Source organism: Ruegeria sp. AB7 (assembly GCF_056542625.1).
The window spans coordinates 681,104-706,220 of the sequence record NZ_JBQGAC010000001.1 but is presented as its reverse complement, the minus strand read 5'-3'; the positions used below and the strand labels follow the sequence as shown (position 1 = coordinate 706,220).

General features: G+C 58.4%; 29 protein-coding genes. 13 read left to right on the top strand and 16 right to left on the bottom strand.

What is annotated here, in order from left to right; genetic code table 11:
• Positions 1–120 precede the first annotated feature (120 nt).
• Together ACR0EN_RS03550 and ACR0EN_RS03545 are read right to left on the bottom strand one after the other, a co-directional pair.
• Entirely contained in the window at positions 121–1,026 is a 906-nt protein-coding gene (locus ACR0EN_RS03550) for a glycosyltransferase family 2 protein (protein ID WP_170406195.1), read from the bottom strand.
• 41 nt (positions 1,027–1,067) lie between these two features.
• Positions 1,068–2,672, bottom strand: a complete 1,605-nt coding sequence (locus ACR0EN_RS03545) for a peptide chain release factor 3 (protein WP_170817885.1) — start codon at positions 2,670–2,672, stop codon at positions 1,068–1,070.
• 109 nt (positions 2,673–2,781) lie between these two features.
• On the opposite strand from ACR0EN_RS03545, the gene ACR0EN_RS03540 reads away from it, so the two are divergent.
• The 8 genes from ACR0EN_RS03540 (at position 2,782) to ACR0EN_RS03505 (ending at position 10,190) form a co-directional block, all read left to right on the top strand.
• A complete protein-coding gene (locus ACR0EN_RS03540; RefSeq protein ID WP_170396787.1) occupies positions 2,782–3,144 on the top strand; it encodes a SnoaL-like domain-containing protein in 363 nt (120 codons plus the stop codon).
• Between the two features lie 72 nt (positions 3,145–3,216).
• The gene (locus ACR0EN_RS03535) at positions 3,217–3,996 is read left to right on the top strand and encodes an SDR family oxidoreductase (protein WP_170509566.1); all 780 of its coding nucleotides are present in this window, start codon (positions 3,217–3,219) and stop codon (positions 3,994–3,996) included.
• Positions 3,997–3,998: 2 nt separating this feature from the next.
• A complete protein-coding gene (locus tag ACR0EN_RS03530; RefSeq protein ID WP_480585223.1) occupies positions 3,999–5,111 on the top strand; it encodes a hypothetical protein in 1,113 nt (370 codons plus the stop codon).
• A 96-nt stretch (positions 5,112–5,207) separates the two neighbouring features.
• Positions 5,208–6,254 carry a methyltransferase domain-containing protein gene (locus ACR0EN_RS03525; protein ID WP_170732367.1) on the top strand — a complete coding sequence of 349 codons (1,047 nt, stop codon included), beginning with the start codon at positions 5,208–5,210 and terminating at the stop codon, positions 6,252–6,254.
• Between the two features lie 80 nt (positions 6,255–6,334).
• Positions 6,335–7,420, top strand: coding sequence for an ABC transporter ATP-binding protein (locus tag ACR0EN_RS03520; protein WP_170396795.1), 1,086 nt, complete (start codon positions 6,335–6,337; stop codon positions 7,418–7,420).
• A gap of 118 nt (positions 7,421–7,538) precedes the next feature.
• On the top strand, positions 7,539–8,321 hold the full coding sequence (gene surE, locus ACR0EN_RS03515; protein ID WP_170406170.1) for a 5'/3'-nucleotidase SurE: 783 nt from the start codon (positions 7,539–7,541) through the stop codon (positions 8,319–8,321).
• Entirely contained in the window at positions 8,318–8,968 is a 651-nt protein-coding gene (locus ACR0EN_RS03510; protein WP_170509978.1) for a protein-L-isoaspartate(D-aspartate) O-methyltransferase, read from the top strand. The genes surE and ACR0EN_RS03510 overlap by 4 nt, the downstream gene beginning before the upstream one ends.
• Before the next feature lie 58 nt (positions 8,969–9,026).
• Positions 9,027–10,190 carry a peptidoglycan DD-metalloendopeptidase family protein gene (locus ACR0EN_RS03505; RefSeq protein ID WP_170817845.1) on the top strand — a complete coding sequence of 388 codons (1,164 nt, stop codon included), beginning with the start codon at positions 9,027–9,029 and terminating at the stop codon, positions 10,188–10,190.
• Positions 10,191–10,253: 63 nt separating this feature from the next.
• Here the strand turns inward: ACR0EN_RS03505 and ACR0EN_RS03500 are convergent, their stop codons facing one another.
• Together ACR0EN_RS03500 and ACR0EN_RS03495 are read right to left on the bottom strand one after the other, a co-directional pair.
• Positions 10,254–10,925, bottom strand: coding sequence for a helix-turn-helix transcriptional regulator (locus tag ACR0EN_RS03500; protein ID WP_480585220.1), 672 nt, complete (start codon positions 10,923–10,925; stop codon positions 10,254–10,256).
• 21 nt (positions 10,926–10,946) lie between these two features.
• Positions 10,947–11,252, bottom strand: coding sequence for a hypothetical protein (locus ACR0EN_RS03495; protein WP_170406158.1), 306 nt, complete (start codon positions 11,250–11,252; stop codon positions 10,947–10,949).
• Between the two features lie 218 nt (positions 11,253–11,470).
• Here ACR0EN_RS03495 and ACR0EN_RS03490 point away from each other — a divergent pair, with 218 nt between their 5' ends.
• From ACR0EN_RS03490 to ACR0EN_RS03475, 4 genes are all read left to right on the top strand, one after another.
• The gene (locus ACR0EN_RS03490; RefSeq protein WP_010440381.1) at positions 11,471–11,686 is read left to right on the top strand and encodes a twin-arginine translocase TatA/TatE family subunit; all 216 of its coding nucleotides are present in this window, start codon (positions 11,471–11,473) and stop codon (positions 11,684–11,686) included.
• Positions 11,687–11,692: 6 nt separating this feature from the next.
• Entirely contained in the window at positions 11,693–12,151 is a 459-nt protein-coding gene (gene tatB / locus ACR0EN_RS03485; protein ID WP_480585217.1) for a Sec-independent protein translocase protein TatB, read from the top strand.
• On the top strand, positions 12,148–13,026 hold the full coding sequence (gene tatC, locus ACR0EN_RS03480; RefSeq protein WP_170396809.1) for a twin-arginine translocase subunit TatC: 879 nt from the start codon (positions 12,148–12,150) through the stop codon (positions 13,024–13,026). The genes tatB and tatC overlap by 4 nt, the downstream gene beginning before the upstream one ends.
• A 115-nt stretch (positions 13,027–13,141) precedes the next feature.
• Positions 13,142–13,984 (top strand): ATP-binding protein, encoded by an 843-nt coding sequence (locus ACR0EN_RS03475; RefSeq protein WP_170396985.1) that lies wholly within the window; start codon positions 13,142–13,144, stop codon positions 13,982–13,984.
• A 61-nt stretch (positions 13,985–14,045) separates the two neighbouring features.
• On the opposite strand, the gene ACR0EN_RS03470 is transcribed toward ACR0EN_RS03475, so the two are convergent.
• The 8 genes from ACR0EN_RS03470 to ACR0EN_RS03435 form a co-directional block, all read right to left on the bottom strand.
• Positions 14,046–14,690: an SDR family NAD(P)-dependent oxidoreductase gene (locus tag ACR0EN_RS03470; protein WP_170421973.1), complete on the bottom strand. Its 645-nt coding sequence runs from the start codon at positions 14,688–14,690 to the stop codon at positions 14,046–14,048.
• A gap of 42 nt (positions 14,691–14,732) precedes the next feature.
• Positions 14,733–14,981 (bottom strand): hypothetical protein, encoded by a 249-nt coding sequence (locus ACR0EN_RS03465; protein ID WP_170396813.1) that lies wholly within the window; start codon positions 14,979–14,981, stop codon positions 14,733–14,735.
• A 238-nt stretch (positions 14,982–15,219) separates the two neighbouring features.
• Positions 15,220–16,740 (bottom strand): amidophosphoribosyltransferase, encoded by a 1,521-nt coding sequence (gene purF, locus ACR0EN_RS03460; protein WP_480585214.1) that lies wholly within the window; start codon positions 16,738–16,740, stop codon positions 15,220–15,222.
• Positions 16,741–16,756: 16 nt separating this feature from the next.
• A complete protein-coding gene (locus tag ACR0EN_RS03455; protein WP_170396817.1) occupies positions 16,757–16,912 on the bottom strand; it encodes a hypothetical protein in 156 nt (51 codons plus the stop codon).
• Between the two features lie 471 nt (positions 16,913–17,383).
• A complete protein-coding gene (locus tag ACR0EN_RS03450) occupies positions 17,384–17,956 on the bottom strand; it encodes a CvpA family protein (RefSeq protein WP_170421967.1) in 573 nt (190 codons plus the stop codon).
• Positions 17,957–17,996: 40 nt separating this feature from the next.
• Positions 17,997–19,361 carry a DNA repair protein RadA gene (gene radA / locus ACR0EN_RS03445; protein ID WP_170406458.1) on the bottom strand — a complete coding sequence of 455 codons (1,365 nt, stop codon included), beginning with the start codon at positions 19,359–19,361 and terminating at the stop codon, positions 17,997–17,999.
• Between the two features lie 148 nt (positions 19,362–19,509).
• Complete coding sequence (locus tag ACR0EN_RS03440; protein ID WP_170421961.1) at positions 19,510–20,286, bottom strand: DNA repair protein; 777 nt, start codon at positions 20,284–20,286, stop codon at positions 19,510–19,512.
• Between the two features lie 148 nt (positions 20,287–20,434).
• Complete coding sequence (locus tag ACR0EN_RS03435; RefSeq protein WP_170396825.1) at positions 20,435–20,887, bottom strand: paraquat-inducible protein A; 453 nt, start codon at positions 20,885–20,887, stop codon at positions 20,435–20,437.
• Between the two features lie 104 nt (positions 20,888–20,991).
• Here ACR0EN_RS03435 and ACR0EN_RS03430 point away from each other — a divergent pair, with 104 nt between their 5' ends.
• Positions 20,992–21,420 carry an acyl-CoA thioesterase gene (locus tag ACR0EN_RS03430; protein WP_170817842.1) on the top strand — a complete coding sequence of 143 codons (429 nt, stop codon included), beginning with the start codon at positions 20,992–20,994 and terminating at the stop codon, positions 21,418–21,420.
• On the opposite strand, the gene ACR0EN_RS03425 is transcribed toward ACR0EN_RS03430, so the two are convergent.
• The 4 genes from ACR0EN_RS03425 to ACR0EN_RS03410 are packed head-to-tail and all read right to left on the bottom strand — an operon-like array spanning position 21,417 to position 24,959.
• Positions 21,417–22,163 carry an ABC transporter ATP-binding protein gene (locus ACR0EN_RS03425; protein WP_170817841.1) on the bottom strand — a complete coding sequence of 249 codons (747 nt, stop codon included), beginning with the start codon at positions 22,161–22,163 and terminating at the stop codon, positions 21,417–21,419. The two genes, ACR0EN_RS03430 and ACR0EN_RS03425, sit on opposite strands and share 4 nt — an antisense overlap.
• Positions 22,160–22,942, bottom strand: a complete 783-nt coding sequence (locus tag ACR0EN_RS03420; protein WP_170396831.1) for an MlaE family ABC transporter permease — start codon at positions 22,940–22,942, stop codon at positions 22,160–22,162. Before ACR0EN_RS03420 ends, ACR0EN_RS03425 begins: the two co-directional genes overlap by 4 nt.
• Positions 22,939–23,973, bottom strand: coding sequence for an alanine racemase (gene alr, locus ACR0EN_RS03415; protein ID WP_170800638.1), 1,035 nt, complete (start codon positions 23,971–23,973; stop codon positions 22,939–22,941). The genes ACR0EN_RS03420 and alr overlap by 4 nt, the downstream gene beginning before the upstream one ends.
• 47 nt (positions 23,974–24,020) lie before the next feature.
• Positions 24,021–24,959, bottom strand: coding sequence for an isopenicillin N synthase family oxygenase (locus ACR0EN_RS03410; protein ID WP_170817840.1), 939 nt, complete (start codon positions 24,957–24,959; stop codon positions 24,021–24,023).
• Between the last annotated feature and the right edge of the window lie 158 nt (positions 24,960–25,117).

Genomic DNA, 25,117 nt, shown 5'->3' with positions numbered 1-25,117 from the left:
GCCATGCGCCCCATGCGCGTTTCGGCTGTGGCGCGGGCATAACAAAAACGTGGGGCAGGGTCAAATGAAGTCGGTTTAATCCGTGGCAAATCTGCCGGTAACAAGGATTTCCGCAACAATTCAGATGGTTCCGGGAAAGTGTTTCGCGACTTTTTGGTCCAGATCAAGCGGCCGGTGACGGATCATGTCGTTATCCTCAAGCCGTTCCAGCACTTCCGGGTCAGCAGCGCTGATTTCATCGTAAAATTCCCGCAGGCCATCGAGCCCGTATTCGGTTTCCAGAAGGGTGATCAATTCGTACCTGTCTAGCGCACCGATCTTTCGCGGCCGATCCGGGCTGGCCTGGTACGAGCCGCGTTCGAGGCGGAAACGATAATGCGCCAGCCAATGCTCCCAATCCGGGGCGTGGCGATGACACAGATCGATCTGAGGAAGCTCGGTTCTGACTGGCAGAAACTCACCGTGCTGATAGAGGTTGTGGATACGGTCGCTCAGTTTTTTCAAACCGCCGCGTACGAACAGTTTGCCCTGAATGTGGCTCATGAAACCGGCCAGAACGTAAGTGCCGAAATTGGGATAGAGCGCTTCGACCAGCGCTTGTCGATTCTGACCTTCGGGAATGAACGCTTTGTAGAGGTCCTGGCCACCCGCCAGCGCCTCAATCGGGCGGACGCGGACGGCGGGGATGTCATCGGGAATGTCGCGCAGCAGGTCTGGGATCGGGGACATCGGCCACAGGAACTCATCGACATCGATATGTGCGACCCAGTCCAGATCAGTCCTGTTGTAGATCAAATTCGCGTTCGAGGATTGTCGAACCTGATGTTTGTCCGGCCTCTCACGCCTGCGACGCTTCCAGAACGCCGCATCGCAGGTACGCACCCGGATCCGGGGATGCTCGCGCAGGGCTGAGATGTCCCCCTGGACCGGCTCGTCTAGAAAGATGTGAATCCGGTCCGCGCCGATATCGAGGTGGTGGGCGGCAAAGCGCAAAATATCCTCACGCGGGGCGCGGATCGTGGACACAATCCCCCATGTGGTCACTTCTGGATTGCCCGCAGAGTCCGTCAGGTCATCATTTCCTTCGTCGCGGTCAGGCTCAGCTCGGGATAATCGCGGACGACCCGGTCGATGTCCCACTGCAGCCGCGTTAGATAGACGATATCTCCATCGTGATCATGGGCAATATGCTGCTTGTTGGCGTTGACGAATTTGTCGATCTCAACCTTGTCGCCACTGACCCAACGGGCCGAGGTGAACTGAGACGCCTCAAACCGCACAGGCAGGCCGTATTCCATCTCAATCCGGCTGGCGAGCACCTCGAATTGCAGCGCACCGACGACGCCGACGATGAAGCCCGACCCAATCGAAGGTTTGAATACCTTCGCGGCACCTTCCTCGGCGAACTGCATCAGCGCCTTTTCCAGATGCTTGGCCTTCAATGGGTCACCCGCGCGCACCGTTTGCAGCAATTCCGGTGCGAAGGAGGGGATGCCGGTTACCCGGATCGCCTCACCTTCGGTCAGCGTGTCGCCGATGCGCAACTGACCGTGGTTGGGAATGCCGATGATGTCTCCGGCCCAGGCTTCCTCGGCCAGTTCCCGGTCAGAGGCGAGGAACAGCACGGGGTTCGATATTGCCATCGGTTTCTTCGATCGCACATGCGTTAGCTTCATGCCACGTTTGAAATGGCCCGAGGCCATGCGGACAAAGGCCACCCGGTCGCGGTGTTTGGGGTCCATATTGGCCTGCACCTTGAACACGAAACCGGCGACCTTCTTTTCATCGGGCGCGATCTGACGGGGCTCAGCCGACTGAACCTGCGGCTGCGGACCATAGGCGCCGATACCCTCCATCAGTTCCTTGACGCCAAACGAGTTGATGGCCGAACCAAACCAGATCGGCGTCATGTGCCCCTCAAGCACGGCCTGAGGGTCGAGCTTGGGCAGCAATTCGCGCGCCATCTCAACCTCTTCCAGCAGCTTGTCGAGCAATTCAGCGGGCACATGCTCGGCCAGCTTAGGGTCATCCAGACCATTGATTTGGATGCTTTCGGCCACCTTGTTGCGGTCGGCGCGGTCCATCAGCTCAAGCCGGTCGCGCAGCATGTCGTAGCAGCCGATGAAATCGCGACCCACGCCGATAGGCCACGCGGCAGGTGTGACGTCGATCGCCAGCATTTCCTGAATTTCGTCGATGATCTCGAACGTATCCCGGCTTTCGCGGTCCATCTTGTTACAGAAGGTCAGGATCGGCAGATCGCGCAGGCGGCAGACCTCGAACAGTTTCTGCGTCTGGCTTTCCACACCTTTCGCACCGTCAATGACCATGACGGCGGCGTCAACGGCCGTCAGGGTGCGATAGGTGTCTTCGGAGAAATCCGAGTGGCCGGGTGTGTCCACAAGATTGAACCGGAAGTTCCCGTAGTCGAATGACATGGCCGAGGCTGAGACCGAGATACCGCGATCTTTCTCCATCTGCATGAAGTCCGACCGCGTCCGCCGTGCCTCACCCTTGGCGCGTACCTGTCCAGCCATCTGGATCGCGCCGCCGTACAGTAGAAACTTTTCCGTCAGCGTCGTCTTGCCCGCATCCGGGTGCGAGATGATAGCGAATGTCCGGCGACGAGCGATCTCGGGCGGCAGGGTGGGTTGGTTCGAAGTATCAAGCATAAGCGCGCGTATAGGCGGGGAATCCAACTGAGGCAAGACAAAGGGGGTGGTTCGAATCATGTGGCTGTGGCAATAAGAACATATAGTGAACAAAATATGGAGTGGACCAATGAATTTGAAAGAAATCGCAGACGAACTGGTTGCTGGATGCCGCGAGAACCGGGCCAAGGAAAACCTCGAGAAGCTTTATGCCTCGGATGCTGTTTCTGTTGAGGGACAGGATTTTGCGGGCATGGGGCGCGAGACGCACGGATTGGAAGCCATTCGTGGCAAGCACGAATGGTGGGAAGGCGCTCATGAAGTATCGGGCGCGTCCGTCAGTGGCCCGTACCCGCATGGTGACGACCGCTTTGCCGTGATCTTTGAAGTGCAGGGCAAGGTGAAAGAAACCGGTGAAAGCTTTGATATGCGTGAGGTCGGTGTTTATCACGTCGCCGATGGCAAGATCGTGCGTGAAGAGTTCTTTTATTAATCCGCAAGATCCCATTCTGGCCTTCTTTGCCGGGCCGATGTTAGATGTGTGCCGAAGATAGGGAGGGTCAGAATGGACTTGGGAATTCGCGGAAAACGCGCGCTGGTTTGTGCCAGCAGCAAAGGCTTGGGATTGGGCTGTGCCGAGGCGTTGGCCGAGGCCGGCGTCGATCTTGTGATGAACGCGCGCGGAGCCGAAACGTTGGAGGCCGAAGCCACGCGTTTGCGATCATCATATGGCATTGCCGTGCAGACAGTGGCTTGTGATGTTACCACACCAGAGGGTCAGGCCGAGGTGATAAGTGCCGCGCAGGGTGCTGATATCCTTGTCACAAACGCGGGTGGCCCTCCGCCCGGCATGTGGTCAGACTGGGAGCGTGATGATTTCATCAAAGCGCTGGATGCCAATATGCTGACACCCATAGCTTTCATGAAGGCTCTGCTGCCGGGCATGATGGATAAGGGCTGGGGTCGCGTGGTGAATATCACCTCGCAGTCGGTACGCGCGCCGATTGCGGTGCTGGGCCTGTCAAATGCGGCGCGAACTGGATTAACCGGCTATGTTGCGGGCACATCGCGCCAGGTGGCACCACATGGCGTGACGATCAATAATCTGCTGCCTGGTATCCACGCCACCGACCGCGCGAACGCGCTGGATGGCGGGGTGTCAGAGCAGAAAGGTATTTCGATGGCCGAGGCACGGGCTGAACGCGCTGCAACCATCCCAGCGAGACGCTATGGCACGAGGGAAGAGTTTGGGGCGACCTGCGCGTTTCTATGCTCGCAACACGCCGGGTTCATTGTCGGGCAGAACATTTTGCTGGACGGTGGTGGCACCAATCTGACGATGTAGGTATGGCACAGAACTTTTCTCTGAAAGATCAGTTGTTCAACGCGGAAAAGGTAAGCTTTCTTGCGGGCTTGTTCGCCAAGGTTGATTCCGATTTCAAGGAAGAAGCATTCGCGGCGAAAGTGATGTCGCGTTTGCCCGAGCTTGAACTGAAAGAGCGTATGGCGTGGATTGCAGAGTGTCTGCAAGAATCGGTGCCTGGCGATTTGCCGGCAGTGGCACCGGTCATTCTGCGGGCGCTGCCGCCTCCGCTGGACCCCGCCAAAAGTGATGATGACTTCGGAGACTTTATCTTTGCGCCCTTGGGTGATTGGGTTTGTGCAATCGGCCTGGATCATCCCGCTTTGGCGCTGGATGTATTCGAAGAGTTGACCCAGAGATTTTCGATGGAATGGGCGATCCGCCCGTTCCTCAATCACCACTCCGAACTGGTCATGGCGCGGATGCAGGCTTGGTGCACGCATCCCAGCTATCACGTGCGTCGTCTGGTCAGCGAGGGCACGCGGCCGCGTTTACCGTGGGGGCAGGCCGTTGGCTTGGCAATGTCAGACCCATTGCCGTTATTGGACCGGTTGCACGGGGATCGGACGCGCTATGTGACGCGCTCGGTCGCCAATCATCTGAATGATATCACCAAGAAAGACCCGGATCTGGTGCTGGAACGTCTGCGGGATTGGGGCAAGGCAGGGCGGCAGGACAAGGATGAACTGAACTGGATGACATCTCATGCATTACGAGGCCTTGTGAAATCTGGGCATCCCAAGGCGATGAAGGTGCTTGGATACGATCCCGATGCAGATATTGCGGTTGAGATTCAGGTAAACGGTCCGGCCCGGATTGGTGATGCGCTGGAGTTTGAAACGCGCCTGAGCGGCGCAGAAGATCAGCCAGTCTTGGTCGACTATATCGTTCATTTCCAACGACCTGGCGGAAAGATCTCACCCAAGGTTCACAAGTTGAAACAGGCCGCGCTTACAGGTGGTCAGTTGACACTTAGAAAGCGGCACAAGCTGAAGGGCAATGCAACAACGTTCAAGTTGGTTCCTGGGCCGCATCGGTTAGAGATTCAAGTGAACGGCCGCGTGCACGCAGGCGTCGATTTCGACCTGCTCGCCTGAGCCCTGTCACGGTTTCGTCAGATCGGGCGCTGGTGGATTGCGTGGTGTGGATTGCTGCACTAGCTGCAAAAGACCAGTGACAAAAGGATTGCCCCGATGAAGCACGAGGCTGTGCAGAACTACTACGGTGAGGTGTTGCAAGGCAGCGCGGATTTGCAAACAAATGCCTGCTGTACTCCGGATGATATGCCGGATCACTTCAAGAAAATTCTGTCGCAAATTCATGATGATGTGCTGACACGTTACTATGGATGCGGGCTGATTGCTCCGTTGGATCTGGAGGGAATGCGTATCCTGGATCTGGGCTGTGGTGCGGGGCGCGATGTGTATGCTTTATCCGCGATGGTCGGTGAAAAGGGCCGTGTCGTCGGCGTTGACATGACGCCTGAGCAGCTCGACGTGGCGCGTGCGCATCAGGACTATCACGCGATGGCATTCGGACATTCGGCCAGCAATGTCGAGTTTCACCACGGCTATATCGAAAAGCTGGATGAGCTGGACCTCGAACCGGGGTCGTTCGATATCATCGTCTCAAACTGCGTGATCAATCTGGCGACCGACAAGGCTGCTGTGCTGCGCGGTGCGCATCGGCTGCTGAAAGAGGGTGGCGAGATGTATTTCTCGGACGTCTATGCCGACCGCCGGGTGCCCAAGGCGATGGCCGAGGATGAGATCCTGTATGGCGAATGCCTGTCGGGTGCGCTCTATTGGAACGATTTTCTGTCGATGTCGCGTGCTGCCGGATTTGGCGATCCCCGTCGGGTGACGCATCGGCCTTTGGCCATCGAGAACCCAATTCTTGAAGAACGGGTCGCACCGCTGAGCTTTATCTCGGCCACCTACCGTCTGTTCAAGCTGCCGGAGTTGGAACCTGCGTGCGAGGATTACGGTCAGGCTGTGATCTACAAGGGCACAGTGCCGCATGCGCCGCATGAATTTGTTCTGGATGACCACCATACGATCGAGGCCGGCAAAGTATTCCCGGTCTGTGGCAACACGTGGATGATGCTGCAAGACACCCGTTTTGCACGACATTTCGAGTTTATCGGCGATTTCTCGACCCATTACGGGATTTTCGAAGGCTGCGGCGGGGATAGCCCGTTTGTTGTACAGGGCGAAGCTGCCTCGACCGGGTGCTGCTGATCCCTTGCGCCTGATGGGCGGGGTTGTTATCCCCGCCTAAGCCCGATGGAATTGATCGGGAAAGGCAATGGGGTCCATCGGTGACAGTGACGACAACTCCTCCTCGATTGGAAATCCGCAATCTGATTGCGCGCTTTGGCGGGCGGACGGTCGTGGATGATGTATCGTTGACCGTACACGCGGGGCAGGTGACTTGCCTGCTGGGGCCTTCGGGCTGCGGAAAGTCGACCACATTGCGGATGATCGCGGGGGTCGAAATGCAGACCTCGGGCGAGATTTATGTAGATGGCAAGCTGATCTGTGACACGGTGTTCCGAGTACCGCCCGAACGGCGCGAGATTGGGCTGATGTTTCAGGATTTTGCGCTGTTTCCGCATCTCAGCGTGGCGGATAACGTCGCGTTCGGCCTGAAAGGCAGCAAAGAGCAGAAACGCGCGCGGGTCGAGGAACTGCTGACCAAGGTCGATCTGATGCGGTTCATCGATGGATTTCCGCATCAGTTATCTGGGGGTGAGCAGCAGCGGGTTGCTCTGGCCCGTGCTTTGGCCCCACGTCCGCGGATCATGCTGATGGATGAGCCGTTCTCGGGCCTCGATAACCGTTTGCGCGACGGCATTCGGGACGAAACGCTCGCAGTCCTCAAAGAAGAGGACGCTGCTGTTCTGTTGGTCACGCATGAGCCGGACGAGGCGATGCGAATGGCTGATGAAATCGCGCTGATGCGGCGTGGCAAGATTGTGCAGCAGGGGGCGCCATACAATGTCTATACCCGGCCTGCAGACAAGGCAGCAGTTTCGTTTTTTAGTGATATCAATGTGTTGAAGGCTCAAGTTAATGGTGCGTTGGCGCATACTCCGTTTGGCCGTTTTCTTGCGCCCGGTGTGCCGGACGCAACCGATGTTGAAATCGTGTTTCGACCCCAGCACGTCAAGCTGGACTTCGACCGCAATGGCAAAGGGCCTGCGCCGACGCCGACAGACGGCATTGCCGCCCGAGGCGTGGTTGAGCGTGCTCGGTTTTTGGGAAATGAAAGCCTTGTCGAGTTTCGCATGGACTATGATGGCTCGATCCTGAAGGCGACGGTTCCGAACGTCTTTGTGCCCAAAGAGGGCCGTGTCATGTGGCTGACCATTCGCCGCGACCGGTGTTTTGTGTTCCCGGCCTGACGCTCAAATCCTGCATTTTCATCCAAGTGGTGCGTGAAAGCCTCAGATTGCGCATGTGCATTGCTTGTCGCAGCGCTGAGGCGGGTCTATCAAGGGCAAAACGAGGGGTGGACCGGGCATGCGAATTCTTCTGACCAATGATGACGGCATCAATGCGCCGGGACTGATTGTGCTTGAAGCGATCGCGGCTGAACTGGCCGGTCCCGATGGCGAGGTCTGGGTCGTCGCGCCTGCCTTTGAGCAGTCAGGCGTGGGCCATTGCATTAGCTATACCCACCCAATGATGGTCGCCAAACTAGGCGAGCGCCGCTATGCCGCCGAAGGGTCTCCGGCGGATTGCGTGTTGGCCGGTTTGCACGACGTGATGAAGGACGCCCCGCCCGATCTGGTGTTGTCAGGGGTAAACCGGGGCAACAACTCGGCTGAAAACACGCTGTATTCGGGTACTATCGGCGGCGCGATGGAGGCGGCGCTGCAAGGTGTGCCCGCGATTGCCTTGTCTCAGTATTTCGGGCCGCGCAATCTGGGGCTGGACGATCCGTTTGAGGCGGCTGCCAAATTTGGGGCCGATCTGGTGCGCCGCATTCTTGATGCGACACCCGAGCAGCAGGGCGACTATCGTCTGTTCTATAATGTGAATTTCCCTCCGGTTCCCGCAGATGAGGTGCTGGGTACGCGCGTGGCCCCGCAGGGGTACCGACGCGATACACATTTCTCTGTCGAGCCGCACAGCTCGCCCTCGGGTCGCCGGTTCCTTTGGATTAAGGGCGGGTATCAGCATAACCCGACCGCTCCGGGCACGGATGCGGCGGTCAATCTGGAAGGGTATATCTCGGTCACTCCGATGCGCGCTGATCTGACAGCATATGACACGCTCGAGGCGCTAAAGGTCATCGAATGACTGGGCCAAGCGCAGAAACCATAATGCAGTTCCTGTTTGCCCTGCGCTCGCGCGGGGTAACGGATGCACGTGTGCTGGCGGCGATGGAGCAGGTTGACCGGGGGCAGTTTGTCAAAGGCCTGTTCGCGGACCGGGCCTATGAGGACACTCCGCTACCGATTGCCTGTGGACAGACCATCAGCCAGCCTTCGGTTGTGGGGCTGATGACGCAGGCGCTGCAGGTGCGTCCGCGTGATACGGTTCTAGAGGTCGGCACCGGCTCGGGCTATCAGGCGGCGATCCTGTCCAAGCTGGCGCGCCGGGTCTACACGGTTGAGCGGCACAAGAGGCTGGTGCGCGAAACGGGAGAACTGTTCCGTGAGCTGGGGCTGACGAATGTGACTGCGATGCTGTCGGATGGATCGTTTGGCCTGTCCGAACAGGCCCCGTTTGACCGTATCATTGTGACCGCGGCCGCCGAAGATCCTCCGGGGCCGCTCTTGGCGCAGTTGAAAATCGGCGGTATCATGGTGTTACCCGTGGGCCAGTCGGACGCGGTGCAGACCCTAATCCGGGTCACGCGCACTGAAACCGGTCTGGACTACGACGAATTGTTGCCGGTTCGTTTTGTGCCCTTGCTTGAGGGGCTGGGAAAAGACGGAGCGTAAAGGTATATTAGAGGCGCTAGAACCCCGGAGAACAGGGGCAGGTGTTGAGGACAGTAAAATGAGAGCAGTTTCCAAATCAGCAATGCGCCGCTATGCGACAGGTGTTGCCGCACTGGCAATTCTGGCCGGGTGTGAAGGGCCATATGACTATGACCTGCGCGGCAATGTCGGCGGGTTCTCCACTGCAGATGCCGCCCTTGCAGCGACCGCCAACCGCCCGACGCCGGATGCGCGTGGCGTGATCACCTATCCGAACTATCAGGTCGCGGTAGCCCGCCGTGGGGATACAGTTGGCGAGGTCGCCACCCGGATCGGCATGCCGGTGGCCGAATTGGCCCGGTTTAACGGATTGCAGCCAAATGACAGCCTGCGAGACGGTGAAGTTTTGGCCTTGCCGCGCTCGGTCGGTGGGACGAGCAATGTTGATATTGCGACCATTGCCGGAACCGCGATTGACGAGGCACCGGACACAGGATCTGTACAGACATCGACATTGGAGCCCGCGCAACCTGCTGCGGCTCCGGCACCAGTTGCTACGGGGCCTGAGCCGATCCGGCACAAGGTCAAGCGGGGTGAGACAGCCTATACAATTTCGCGCCTCTATCAGGTGCCTGTGGAGTCTCTGGCAGAATGGAACGGTTTGGGACCAGACTTTATGGTGCGCGAAGACCAGTACCTGTTGATCCCGGTCAAGAATCAACCGGCACCTCGGGCAGCAGCGCCGGCCGCCACGGCAACTGCGGTAACCCAACCGGGCGAAGGCTCACCAACTCCTACGCCGCCGAGCGCGACGCAGCCATTGCCGGATGAGAAAGTTGCCGCGGCAACGCCTGCGCCGGATATCACAGCCGAGGCCCCGACCAATTCGGGAAGCTCGGCGCTGGCAAGTCCGGTGAGCGGCACCATCATTCGGACCTACAAGAAGGGTAAGAATGAGGGGATAGATATCGCCGCAGCGCCAGGCGCGTCGGTCAGTGCGGCCGAGGCAGGCACGGTCGCCGCGATCACCGCGGATGCGGATCAGGTTCCGATCATCGTTGTGAAACACAACAATGACTTGCTGACTGTTTATGCCAATGTCGACAATATCACCATCAAGAAAGGTGATCGGGTGCGACGGGGACAGAAGATCGCCTCGCTTCGCGGGGGCGACAATGCATATGTGCACTTCGAAGTGCGCAAAGGGTTCGAGTCGGTTGATCCCGAGCCTTACCTGAAGTGACCGAAATGGCCCGTTCCGGGCCATGCCTCCGGCGGAGGTAATTGGGGCCAGTTGAAGGACGGATCACGCATTGGGATCGTAGTCGCTGAGCCGTTTACCCGGTTCGTCAGTAAAGAGTTCCGGCAGAGGCGTGACGTTTTCTATCAGGTCGATGCGGAAGACGCGGAAGTCGTTGCGCAGCTCGCACCAGGCAGTCAGTGTCCACACACGGCCCCAGTATTCCATATTTAGCGGTCGTATAGTGCGTTCGGTCAGCGCGCCGTCAATGCGACGGTAGCTGAGCTGCAATTTCTGGCGCGATTTGATCGCGGCGCGGATCGGGGCCATATGTGCCATTCCGCGTACGACATCAGCGAAGGGATAGACCGCGAATTTCCAGCTGTCGGCCTCGGCAATGACCTGCGTGGGCAAGACGGCGTCGATTTTCTCGGCCAGAGATTCCGCGGCGGATTTAAGATCGGGATCGGCGGCCTCGGCAACGATCGCCATGCCGAGGTTCAGAGCCTCAAGCTCGGCGGGTGTCAGGTTTAGCGGGGGCAGCGTGATCTGTTCACGCACCAAGTAACCTACGCCGCGTTCGCCTTCTACAGGAACGCCCGAGGCCACCAACGTGCCCATATCGCGATAGATCGTACGGACCGACACCTCAAGTCGGTCCGCGATGTCCTGCGCGCGGTGCAAGTTTCCATCGCGCAGGATCTGTATGATGTCGAACAGGCGGTCAGTGCGGCGCATGACACGCCGTCTGAGCCGCCCTTAGGCGGTCATGTTCCATAGCACGGTCTCGTGACGCATCTGGGCGCTGTCGGGGTTGATTGCCGCCATCAGAGCGGGTGCAAAATCCTGCTGCATGAATGCAGCAGCGGCATCCTTTGCGGATTTCATATCGGTCCAGACGACATAGTCGGTCCAGCGGCCATCTTCGCCATGACTTAGCTGGCGGTGGGTAAAGCCGGGAGCCGCGCGGACGAAGGCTTCGGAGGCTTGGCTTAGCCTGACGAACTGTTCGGGCTTTGTGCCGTCGGCAAGGGTAAAGGTGACGATTTCTGCGACATGGGTCATGTGGTTCTCCGTAGACCAGGTTTCGATATCGTCCTTCTAGGTGATATCAACTGACATAAACCTGTCAGTTGAGAAATGCGAGTCCGCAAAAAACGCATGATCCGTTCAATTTTGCGCGCGGATTTGATCTGTCGCACTTTTGCTGATGCCCGTACGGGCGTAGACACGGGGCCAGACATATTCACGGCGCGCTGCGCCGACGTAGAAGGAGACAAGTCATGCTCAACAATATTGGCCTTCCGGGTATCCTGCTGATTGCTGTTGTGGTTCTCGTCCTGTTTGGACGCGGCAAGATCAGCTCGCTGATGGGTGAAGTGGGTAAAGGCATTACCTCGTTCAAAAAAGGCATCAAGGAAGGTTCGGAAGAGCTGGAACAAGACGCGTCTGAGCTGGCCAAAGACGTCACGCCTGAGACTGACAAAGACAAGGTCTGAGCCTAGATGTTTGATCTGGGCTGGACCGAGCTTCTGGTCATCGGCATCGTCGCGTTGATCGTGGTGGGGCCAAAGGACCTGCCTGTGCTGTTCCGCAATGTCGGACGGTTCGTCGGCAAGGCGCGCGGCATGGCGCGCGAATTCAGCACTGCAATGAACGAGGCTGCGGACGAAGCAGGCGTCAATGAGATCAAGAAGGGCCTGAACGCGGCGACCAACCCGGTTAGTACAGCGATGGACGGGATCAACGAAGCCGCGCGCGACGTGGCCAAATCCATCGACCCAACCAAGTTCGACCCTGACAGCGAGACCGGCAAGCTGGCCGCCGAGCGAGCAGAGCAAGCCAAGAAGATCCAAGCCACAACGGCGCGCGCTGCCGCTGAACGCAAGGCCAAGGAAGCCGCGGATGCGCTGGCCAAGGCGGAAGAGGCCGAAGCAGCGCTGAAAACCGAAAGCAAAACATGACCAAGACCGACGAGATCGAGGACAGCTCGGCACCCCTGATCGAGCACCTGGCCGAGCTACGTACGCGGCTGATCCACTGCGTTGTGGCGTTTCTGATCGGTATGATCATCTGTTTCACCGTGGCCACGCCACTGTTCAACTTCCTCACGCAACCGCTATGTGAGGTGTTGACCGAGCGTGGACAGGATTGCGGGCTGATCTTCATCTCGCCGCAGGAAGGGTTCTTTGTAGCGATCAAGGTTTCGCTGCTGGGCGGGTTCATTCTGGCCTTTCCCTATATCGGGATGCAGATGTGGAGGTTCGTGGCGCCGGGCCTGTATAAATCGGAAAAGAACGCGTTTCTGCCGTTCATGCTGGCCTCTCCCTTCATGTTCCTGCTGGGCGCAAGCTTCGCTTTTTATGTGGTCACGCCACTGGCCTATGACTTCTTCCTCGGTTTCCAGCAGTTTGGAGCGGAAGGGGAAGCTGTAGCAGAAGGCGCAACCGCACCTTTGAGCGTGGTGTTTCAGGGTTCGGCGCAGGAATATCTCAACCTGACCATCAAGTTCATCGTTGCCTTTGGCCTGTGCTTTCAATTGCCCGTATTGCTGACACTGATGGGTAAGGCCGGACTTGTCAGTGCCGAAGGTCTGGGGGCAGTGCGTAAATATGCGGTGGTAGGCATTCTGGTGTTGGCTGCGATTGTCACACCGCCGGACGTGATCACCCAGATCATCCTCTTTGTCGTAGTTTACGGGCTCTATGAAATTTCAATATTCCTGGTCGCCCGTGTCGAGAAGAAGCGCGAAGAACAGTTGCGCGCCGATGGATACTACGACGATGAAGAGGCCGAAGCCGACGCAGACGTGATGCAGGATTACGAAGAGAACAAGTAACCTGTTCCAATAGCTTTAAAGGCGCGCCTAAGGTAGGCGCGCCTTTTTCAATTGCTACTCTTGTTGTGTTGATCGGAACATGGTTGAACTCCGCCAGAACATCCCGGAGGAGCCGATGGACGACCAAGCCCTGAATCGCATTGCGGACGCGTTGGAACGCATGGCGCCCGCGCCGCTGGCGACACCTGATTTCAACGCGGCCCCGGCTTTCGTCTGGCATGTCGAGCCTGACCGGCTGGAACCCGTCACACAGGTCAATCGGGTCGACCTTGATCTATTGGTGGGGATCAACCGCTCCCGCGATACGTTGCTGGACAACACGCGCCGCTTTGCTGCGGGTTACAAGGCTAATAACGCGCTCTTGTGGGGCGCGCGCGGAATGGGGAAATCCAGCCTCGTCAAAGCGGTGCACGGTACGTTGCAGGATGAGCATCCTGACCTGAAACTGGTCGAATTGCAGCGCGAGGATATGGGCTCGGTCGCGCGCTTGCTGAACCACTTGCGTGCCGCGCCGCACAGGTTCATCCTGTTTTGCGATGATTTGTCGTTCAGCCACGATGACCAGCATTACAAATCGCTCAAGGCCGTGCTGGATGGCGGTATCGAAGGTCGCCCGGAAAACGTTGTGTTCTACGCCACATCAAACCGCCGCCACCTGATGCCGCGCGACATGATCGAAAACGAACGCTCCAGCGCCATTAATCCGTCCGAGGCGGTCGAGGAGAAGGTCTCACTCTCTGACCGTTTCGGCCTGTGGCTGGGGTTCCACCCCTGCGATCAGGACGAATATCTAGCGATGATCGATCGCTACTGCGCCGCTCATGGCGTCAAGGTTGATCCCGAAACTCTGCGCGCCGAAGCCATCGAGTGGCAAGCCACCCGGGGGGCACGCTCGGGCCGCGTCGCCTGGCAATTCTTCGTCGACCTCGCCGGGCGAAACGGCGTCCATATCGGTTAGTCCGCGCGCTTCATCTGGCCAGAAATACCTCCGCCGGAGGCATGGCCCGTCAGGGCCATTCTCACAACAGTGCTATAATCCGCGCCGCCTCATCCGCAGTGCTGGTTAATACATCCCGATCCTCACCGGGATGGAAACGCGCACGTACGGCGGTCGGCATCGGTGCAGGCTCAACAATCGACACGCGCGGTCCTGTCCGCGCGGTCTCGGTCGCCCAGCTGCGAGCCAGCGCCATCTGCGCCGCTTTGGTGGCGCCGTAGATGCCATAGAACTTCTCGCCTGCCTTCGGGTCATCGAAGAACACGGCATGGCCAGTTTCGCCCAACAAAGGCGCGACATACGGGATCAGAACCGAGGTGGCGTTTGCATTGATGCTGGCTGCCTTGTTCCATTCCTTCGGATCAACGAAATGCACTGGCGTCAGGGCTGAGGTATGGATTGCAGTATGCAACCACAAATCGATCTTGCCCCAGCGATCGTGAATGCCCCGGCACAGGGTCGCCATCGCATTGGGATCGGTGATGTCCATGGGGGCCAGAGTGGCCGAGCCACCCTTCGCCTGGATGCGGTCATCCAGCTCTTCCAGCCCGCCCTGAGTGCGAGCGACAGCGACGATGTGATAGTCGGGGGCCAGCGCTTCGGCCAGCGCCGCGCCCAACCCGCGAGAAGCCCCGGTGATAAGGGCGATTTTGGTCTGATCGGTCATGAGGGGGGTTTGAACCTGCACGCGCAGGGCGTCAAGTCAGGATCAGCTGCCGGGGATGTCGATCCGGCGGTTCTGGCCGCTTTGTCGCAGCACAACGCCATTTTCATCAATGGCGACCACCTTACCCGGGCCGACACGACTGCCGGGTTTCACTTTCTTAATGCGCCCCGACGACATGCGGACCAGGGCTTGTAGGTCCGCCTTGGGCCCAAAAATGCCCAATACCGAGACCGCGTTCTTCTTGAGCGCCCCCGCTTGTGTGGCGGCGCTTTTCACCGTTGCGTTTGCCATGATCTGTGGCCGAGCTGCGCGCCCGGACCCCGTTTTGTGAGTGGTTTTCGGCATCCGGGTAACACGGGCTTTGCCGGACCAAAAGGCCGGCAGCACTCGGTTGGAAGCGGTTCGAATGCCGCATACCGAACCCTTTGCAAATGCAGCCTGTTCAGCAATAGGTTGTCGGCGGATTCTGACCTATGGCCGCTAGCGCAAGTCTCCTGGCCGGCGCCTCAGGACAAAGCGATTCGCCCGATCACCCCGAGGCAAGTTTCGCCGCGTTCCACGAACTGCCGACCACCTGCATATCCTCACGCTTTTTGCTGACCCGACTGCTGTTTTCCAGACTACCCAGATATTCCTCGTCGACGCCGGTGACGTAGTTGCCGTCAAAGCAGGAACAGTCAAAGGCTTCGATCTCGGGGTTGCCTTCCTTGGCAGCCCAGATCAGATCGTCGAGATGTTGGTAGAACAGCGCATCCGCACCCAGTTCTTCGCGAATCTCCTTGATCTCTTTGCCATTCGCGACAAGCTCGTGTCGGGTTGGCATATCGATGCCATAGACATTGGGGTATTTCACCGGGGGCGAGGCGCTGGCGATATAGACCTTTTTGGCGCCGGCCTCACGGCACATCTGGACGATCTTTTTGATTGTATTGCCGCGCACGATCGAATCGTCGATCAGCAGTACGTTATGACCGTCAAACTCCAAAGGCACCGCGTTCAGTTTGCGTCGCACGGATTTCTGCCGTTCTTCCTGGCCCGGCATGATGAAGGTGCGGCCAACATAACGGTTCTTAACAAGCCCCTCGCGATAGGGAATGCCTGTGATCTTTGCGGCCTCAAGCGCGACAGGGCGGGCGCTATCTGGCACAGGGATGATCCGGTCGATCTCAAGTCCCGAGTCCTGAATTTGCTTGGCCAGCGTTTGCCCCATGCGCATCTGGGTTTTGTAAACCGACACCCCATCCAGCAACGAATCCGGTCGGGCCAGATAGACATACTCGAAGATGCAGGGTGTCAGTTTACCTTCAACGGCCTGGAACTCGTGCATATTGCCGTCGAGGTCGATAAGGATCGCCTCGCCGGGACCTAGGTCGCGCAGCTTGTCAAAACCGTTGATGCCGAATGCCACATCTTCGGACGCAAAGGCATAATCATCGCCGTCACCCGTTGCAGCACGTTTGGCAACAGACAAAGGTCGGATGCCGTAAGGATCGCGGAAGGCCAGCATCCCGACGCCCGCGACGAGGCAGATCACCGAATACGCCCCCTGAACCCGCTCCATCGTCATTTTGACACCGGCAAACAGGTTGCGGATCGGATCAGCATTACCATTGACCTTGATCGCATCAGCGACCTTGTCGGCCAGTACGTTCAGAAGGACCTCTGAATCCGAAGTTGTGCGCAGGTGACGGCTGTATTTGGCAGTTACCTTTTCGCGCTGTTCTTCGGTATTGGTGATGTTGCCGTTGTGAACCAGATAGATGCCATAAGGCGCGTTCACGAAAAATGGTTGCGCCTCGGCCGCGCTGAGCGAGCCAGCGGTTGGATAGCGAACATGGCCCATGCCGACCTTTCCCAACAGGGTTTCGGCGTCACTGGCATTGAACACGTCTTTGACGAGACCATTTGCTTTCTTCTCACGGAAGAACTCGCCGTTGTAGGTGACGATCCCCGAAGCGTCCTGACCTCGGTGCTGAAGCATCAGCAAGCCGTCATAGATTTCCGCAAAGACATCATGTGTCCGGCTTGCGATCCCCAAAATCCCACACATACACGGGCTCCAATTTCTATGACTTGCTTAGGATGGCGTTCAGGTCGGATCGGGTGCGGACGGGTATCTGAATGGTGTGTTTTGGTCCGTTTGCACGGGACTCAGGCACAAGCACGAAAGCGGCTAGCGCATAAGAAAACAGATACAGCAAGGTCGGCAGCTCCGATTCCATGTCGGTATGGCCTCCACATAATGCCAAACGATGCGTGTGTCATCAAAGGATCACATTCGCGATTTGACGCAGGTGCGAATTGTACACGCCGCGGGTTTAGGATGACAAATGTACAGACCTATGCTGTCATATCATTACGAAGGTTTTTTGCATGCAGTCCGGCAATACCTGGTGGAGCAGACGCCATGTGGCAACACAAGCAAAACACACCGAAGGACAAACCTGTCAAGCGGCGTTGCCACCGATGTCGTGGGGCAGGGCGCGCACCCTGCGAGATCTGCAAGGGAACCGGTGAAGTGATCAAGAGCCGAGACCAGTATGGCAAGCCGATCTCAAGCCGATGTGACGGATGCTTTGGCCTGAAGACCATCCGGTGCAATATTTGTGGTGGCGAAGGGTTTATCTGATTTTTCCGAACCAAACGCAAAAAAGCCCGGCTGAAACCGGGCTTTTCTTTGGAATTTGGTTTGATTAACCCTCAGAGGCGTTGTCGGCGGTGCAGCTTGCGACCAGCTCTTCGTACTGGGCGGTAACCCAACCCAACGCCGCCTCGGGGTTTTGTTCCTCGATCTTGCTGCTGAACTGTTCGAACACCTTGGCCGAGCGGCTTTCATCGACCATCGTGTAGGATTGACCGGTCATCACGGTGTCGTAGACGAAGAACGCAATCGCAACCAGCAATATGCCGCGTGCGATTCCAAAGAAGAAGCCAAGCGCCTGATCCAGGCCGCCAAGCGCAGAACGCTGCACCAGTGAAGAGAATAGCGGCGTGAAGATGCTGACCACGATCAGTGCAATGGCGAAGACGGCGGCAAAGCCGGTAATCACCGAAAGCTCACAGCTATCGCGCAGGAATTCACCGACCACTGGCACTTCTTTGACCAGCGGCACAGCCTGCGGCGCAAAGATGAATGCTAGAACTGCCGCGGCGACCCAACCTGCGATGGCCAAAACCTCGCGCATGAAACCGCGCGAATAGGCCAGCAAGCCCGACAGCACGATGATCAGGGCCACAACCCCGTCAATTATTGTAAAACCTTCCATGGCCCTCGCCTGTTCGTTTTCTGCCCCTCAAGGCGCGACTTTACCCTGCTCCGAAGGTTTCGCCAACAAACCCCACCAAATCAGAGGGTCGGGTGAGTGTCAGACCTGCCACAGTGCCAGTTTTGCCACCTGCCGGAGCAATTGCCGCTGTGAAACCAAGTTTTTGCGCTTCTTTCAACCTGTTTTCGGTCTGCGGGGCTGGTCTAAGTGCCCCGGATAGCGAGATTTCTCCGAAAACGACCGTATCGGCAGGCAGGGCGGTGTCTTCACGAGCGCTGAGCAGTGCAGCAGCAACGGCGAGGTCGGCAGCAGGTTCGCTGACTTTCAGCCCTCCGGCGACGTTCAGGTAGACATCAAGCCCGGCAAAGGGGATGCCGCAGCGTGCTTCGAGCACTGCAAGGATCATGGCGAGCCGCCCGCTATCCCATCCCACAACCGTGCGGCGGGGCTGGGAATGGGGGGACGGCGCCACCAGTGCTTGCAATTCGACCAGCACGGGGCGGGTGCCTTCGATACCTGCGAATACGGCGGAACCTGGGCTGGGCTTACCGCGTTCCGATAGGAACAGGGCCGAGGGGTTGGTGACTTGCGCCAGCCCTTTGCCGGTCATTTCGAAGACGCCAATCTCATCCGCTGGGCCAAAGCGGTTCTTAACGGCGCGCAGGATGCGGAACTGGTGCCCGCGTTCGCCTTCGAAGTAAAGCACGGTGTCGACCATATGTTCGACTACACGGGGGCCAGCGATCTGGCCTTCTTTGGTGACGTGGCCAACCATGATGATCGATACGCCGTGGCGTTTTGCAAATGTCGTCAGCTCATGCGCTGCGGCGCGCACCTGCGACACCGAGCCCGGCGCGCTGTCGACATTGTCGGCCCACATCGTCTGGATCGAGTCGATGATGGCGAGGCCGGGTTTTTCTGCCTCTAGCGTCGTGAGGATGTCCCGAAGGTTGGTTTCAGCGGCCAATTGCACCGGCGACTCTTCCAGACCTAACCGGCGCGCGCGCATCCTAACCTGTGCGCTGGCCTCCTCGCCCGAGACGTAGATGGTTTTGACACCTTTGCGGGCAAAACGTGCTGCAGCTTGCAGTAAGAGGGTCGATTTGCCGATGCCGGGGTCACCGCCCACTAGCAGCGCCGATGCAGGGACAAGACCGCCGCCGAGGACACGGTCCAATTCTTCAACACCGCAGAGAGTGCGGGGCGGGGGTGTTTCCTCGGTCGAGAGGTCGGTGAGCGCGATGGATTGACCGCGCTTGCCCCCGAGCGACTTCTTGGCTGGTCCCGCCGAAAGCGGGGCTTCCTGAACGATGGTGTTCCATTCGCCGCAGCCGTCGCAGCGGCCTGACCATCGTGTATGTGAGGCACCGCAGGCGGAGCAGGTGAAGGATTGTGTCTTTGCCATGTCGCCCTTGGTGCCCGAGGAATGGCGGTTCTTCAAGCCCTTGCTGGCTTTCCTCACCGCCGGTGGCGCGCCACGTCCTCAGGCCCTTCGGGCCATCGTCCGCTGCGGGCGCTAGACGCGCCTATTCCGCTGCGGGCGCTAGACGCGCCTATTCCGCGGCACGCGGCGGGGTCATCGCGACCACGCTGCCCGGTGTTTGATCGTCCGTGGGGGATTGCAATTGCGCCGACAGTTCCGGAAGCAGATCGAACAGCTCATCCCTGAGGCGCGCGAGTTGCGATTTGGCGATGGATTCCTCGATCTCGATGTCTCGGGTCCATTGGCGCAGCTCGTGCTGGATGATTTGGGCTTCCTCGATGCGCTGCTGGAATTGTTCGACCTCTTCCTGACGTTGCCGCAGGAAGGCACGGGCGCGTTCGACCTTTGTGTCCCCATAGGTCTCGGCCAGTTCCTGACTGATCTGGCTCATCTGAGCAGCCAGTTCCAGCACCTGCGGTTCGAGCCCCTGCAAATCGGGGTGATCGCGCAGGAAGGCCATGCGCTCTTTCACCGCGTCGAATTCGGAGGCCAGCGCAAAGGCGCCGCTGCGGTCGGCGGCATGGGCGACCTGATAGGCCCCGGCCACGTCCTGCATATTCATTGTGAACTTACGATGGGTGTTTTCAAGCGCCATCATGCGGGCGTTCGATGGCAGATAGAAGACCAGCATCAGGATCAGGGCGGTCAATCCGGCCTGAACATATACGCCTGCGTCAATCGTTGCACCGTTGCTGAGACCGGCCTGCAACGAGAGCCAGGGCAGGATGCCAATCGCGGATAAAATGGTGGTCGTCACCGCGAACAATGCTGCGGCGCAGATCAGGAAAAAAGTGAGCCTTAATAAGGTATTCTGAAATTGCAATGTTATTGTGTGGAGGGCGGCCATGATCGTCGTTCTCCTTCTTCAACCGGTACAAAAACCGGGCCGAAGCGGAAGGTTAAACAGACGCGAAGTGATCCGCTACGGACCCGAAAACTACAAAATTTACTGCTCGAAATATAAAGATGATACTCAGAAATCTGTTTTCAATCAATTAGGTCTGAGGTTTTCGTGATCCAAATGTCATCTCTGTAATATGGCCCAGTGCAAGTGAGGCCAGAATGCAGCCGGTGAACAGGTAGAGACCCCATGCGGTTTCGATGGTGGCGTATGAGATGCCTTTGGCCAGCGTGATGTAGAGCGCGATGAGGAAGATATCGGCCATCGCCAGCTTGCCGAGGATGTTGAGCGCGGGCTGGACGCGCGGGTCCAGCAGGTTCCATTGGATCAGCGCGGTGCCGATGGTTTTGACGTAGGGCGCGAAGAGGGCGAAGACGGTAACGATCAACGCGAGGAAGATGTCGGACTTCCACAAGGACTGGAGCCCGGTGATGACGCTGATTTCACTGAGGCCGAAGATCGGGAGCAGACCGGCGCGCATCAGCGGGGCGAACCACGCGATGGGGTAGAGGATCAGGAGGGATAGGGTGGCGAGGCGGAGGGTCATATGTACTTTTTAGGTGTTCCGCCGCCTATCGGGCGACGCGTTTCAGTTATGTGTTAGCTTAATTCAAGAATTCAAACTCGTTTTTGTCAGTGGGGAGACCTCAGATGCCAGCTTTTGTGGCTTTCAAGTCAATTGTTGATCCTTCGGATTGCGATTTTCTGGGGCATATGAATGTCTCGCGGTACTTTGCGGCTTGCTCAGATTCGGTGTTTGCTATCCAATCGGAGATGGGATTGAACGCAGACGATATGCGTTCGGGACGGAAGCTATCATTTGCAGTGGTACATGCGGAGAGTAGTTTCTTCGCCGAACTTCGAGCGGGGGAGGCTATTCAGATGGAGAGTGAGGTACTCGAGATAGGCGGGAAGTCGGTCACCTTCCGACACAGATTGCTGCGCTCTGCCGACAGAAAAACTGTATTCTCAACAGTGTTCAAATGCGTCTTGTTAAATCTCGAATCTCGAAAAGCCGAATTGCTTCCAGATGAGGTTGTCGCAAGCGCGAAAAACTGGCTAGTGAGTGAGAAAGATTAGCGCACCGCCTCAATCGGCCCCTCAGCACTGCCGCTGATGAACTGCTCCACATAAGGATCATCCGAGGCGTCCATCTGACCCACAGGCCCGGTCCACTGGATCACGCCTCCGTGCAGCATGGCGACGTTGTCGGCAATCGCGCGGACCGAGCTCATGTCGTGGGTGATGGTCATCGCGGTGGCGCCCATCTCGGTCACGATTTCGCGGATCAGGTCGTTGATGACGCCGGACATGATGGGGTCGAGGCCGGTGGTAGGCTCATCGAAAAAGATGATCTCGGGCTCGGCGGCGATGGCGCGGGCGAGGCCGACGCGTTTTTGCATGCCGCCCGACAGCTCGGCCGGGAACCGGTCAGCAACGTTGGATTTCAGGCCCACGCGGCGCAGTTTCTCGATGGCGATTTCGCGGGCTTCATCAGCGGGGCGTTTCAACGAGCCGCGCAGCAGGCGGAAGGCGACGTTTTGCCAGACGGGCAGCGAGTCGAACAGCGCCGCGCCCTGAAACAGCATTCCAAAGCGGGCCAGAAACGCATCGCGGTCGCCTTTCGCGGCGTCTTTGCCGTCGACGTAGATCATGCCGCTGTCGGGTTTGATCAGGCCGAGGATACATTTCAACGCCACGGATTTGCCAGTTCCAGAACCGCCGATGATGACCATCGAGGTGCCCTTGGGGATCTCAAGGTTCATGCCTTGCAGGACGTGGTTGTCGTCAAAGGCCTTATGTACGTTCTCCATCCGGATCATAGCGAGAAGAACACCCCTGTAAGAACGAAATTGGCGGCGAGGATCAGCACGGCAGCAGCCTCGACCGAGCCCTTGGTGGCGCGGCCCACGCCCTGCGCGCCGCGGCCCGATGACATGCCGTAATAGCAGCCCATGATGGCGGCGATCACACCGAAGGCGGCACCTTTGACGAGTGACGAAACGATATCCCGCGCTTCAAGGAAATCGACGGTGTTTTTCAGATAGGCTGCCGGGTTGAAGCCCAGATTTTGCGTCGCGACGGTGTAGCCGCCTGCAATGCCGATGATATCTCCGACCCCGACCAGCGCTGGAACCGTGATCAGGGCGGCCAGCACGCGTGGGGCGGTGAGGTATTTCATCGGATGGGTGGACAATGTGACCAGAGCGTCGATCTGCTCGGTCACTTTCATCGTCGCAATCTCGGCGGCGATCGAAGACGTCACGCGGGCGGCGATCATCAGGCCGACCAGCACCGGGCCAAGCTCTCGCACCATGCCTATGGCGACGATCTGGGGCACAACGGCTTCGGCGTTGAAACGCGCGCCGCCTGCGTAGATCTGCAGCGCCAACGCGCCGCCGGTGAAGATGGCGGTCAGGCCGACCACGGGCAGGGACAACCAGCCGATATTCAGCAGGGCGATGCCGAACTCGCGCGGATAAAACGGTGGTCGAAAAATGTGCGAAACCGCGTCGAGCGCGAACAGCGCGACGCGGCCAAACGCGGCGAGCATGGTCAGGATAGAACGCCCCAGCTCACCCAGCAATGAAACGGGATTCATTCCACGTAGCCCCGCGAAAAGCGACTGCCGAGCGAGGTCAGAATTTCATAGCCGATGGTGCCAGCGGCTTCGGCCAGATCATCGACGGTTTGGTGCCCGTTCAGGATACGCAGGCGATCAGGTTTATACGGCAAGTCAGTCACATCCACGGTGATCAGGTCCATCGAGATACGTCCTACCACCGGGCAGGGCTGATCACCAGCGAATGTATCGATGCCGCCCCCAATGGCGCGATGCAGCCCATCGGCATAACCGGCCGCAACGGTCGCAATCTTCGACGGGCGGCGCGCGCTCCAGCTGTTGCCGTAGCCGACGGTCTCGCCCACGGCGACGTCGCGCACTTGAATCACCGGCATATCGACGGTGACGACCGGCTTGGCCCCGGCAAAGGGCATCCCGCCGTACAGGCCAATCCCTGGGCGGCAAAAGTCAAAGTGGAATTCCGGCCCCATCAGAGTACCACCCGTCGCCGCAAGCGAGCGAGGCGCATCGACGCCATCGGTCATCTGTTTGAACGTGTTCAACTGTTGGCGGTTCATAGGGTGTTCAGGCTCATCCCCGCAGGCCAAATGCGACATCACGACCAGCGGGTCCAGGGCAAGAGCTTCGTGCCGCAGTTCGGCCCAGTCCGCAGGCTCAAGCCCAAGGCGATTCATACCGCTGTCGAGCTGGATACCAAAGCCATGATCGGGCAGGGCCTGACGATGACGCTTGAATTGTTCGGGCGAGTTGATCAACGGCGTCAGATCATGCTGGCGCAGCAGATCCGTGTCACCCTCCATATGTCCGGAAAACACCGCAACCAGCGGGCCGGGGCCCACAGCCTCACGCACGGCCACGCCTTCCTCGGCAACGGCGACGAAGAATTTTGCAACGCCTTCCTCAGCCAGCGCAGAGGCGACCGGACCGGCACCTAACCCGTAAGCGTCAGCTTTGACCACTGCGCCAGTCTCAACCTGGGTCTTTGCGTCAAGCGCCTGCCAGTTCTGGGCGAGCGCGTGCAGATTTATCGTCAGATGTGCGGTACTCATAAACGCCGTTCATCACATAGGATTGGCCCAGGTCAAGGGGGAGCACCTTAATTCTTGGCGGGTTTATGCGCCTCATAGGCCGCTTCCAGCTCGGAACGCAGGAAATCCGCAAATAATAAGGGGCTAAACTGAGGTTGGCCGGTCCCGGGTAGGGGTTCGATGATTGTGCTGACATGAGGATCAAAGAAGAACGGAACGCTATATCGTTCACGGCCCGAACGGTTGATGACCCGATGCGGCGTCGAAAGCAGGCGGCCGTTCGACATCCGGTGCAGCATATCCCCGACATTGACGACAAAGGCGTCGCGACGGGACGGAACGTCAACCCAATGCCCTGACGGTGTTTTGACCTGCAAGCCGCCCACCTGATCTTGAGCAAGCAGCGTTAGGCATCCGAAATCAGTGTGCGGGGCCGAGCCGAACAGATCATCGGGGCTGGTCTTTGCTTGCGGAGGATAGTGAAGCAGACGCAGCCAGAATGTAGGCTCATCAAACGCGGAAAGGACCGAGAAATCCTGCGCCTCGCAAGCGATCAGCGCGATATGCATCAATCTGCGTCCAAGGGCCGACATAGCCTTAACGTAGGTTTCCAGGGTGTCGCGAAAATCCGGTAGATCAGGCCATCGGTTTGGACCCGAGAGGTAGATATCGGGATCAACGCCAGCATCCTCGCGCATCATCATGAAGCTGGCGGATTGGTTGGGTTTTTTTACATCGGCCAGTGTTGAGTTCACATCTGTCGATGTGTTGATGGCGATGTATCCGCGATGCGTGTGGTCGACTGCGATTGCCAGCTTTTGATCCAGCGGCAGCGCGTGAAACTGTTTTGACGCTTCGAACACATCGCGCATCAGCTGCGGGTCTATTCCGTGATCTTCGATATAGCCGAAACCAGTCGTGCCGTAGGCCGAACGAAACTCGGCCGCGATTTCCTCATCAGGGCGTGCACCCAGACGAATAACGGGGATCTCTGTGAATTCAGTCATGTCTCTCTCGCTTATATTGGGAAGATTGCAGGGGCAAAAATGCCCCCCGGTCTATCCCGCAAAGCGTTTGCGGCGATGCCCGAAATGACGCGCCAGAATCACGCGCCGGGGTAGGGGATTGAGACAAGCTTGCATGGCCCGATCCGTACACATCGGCC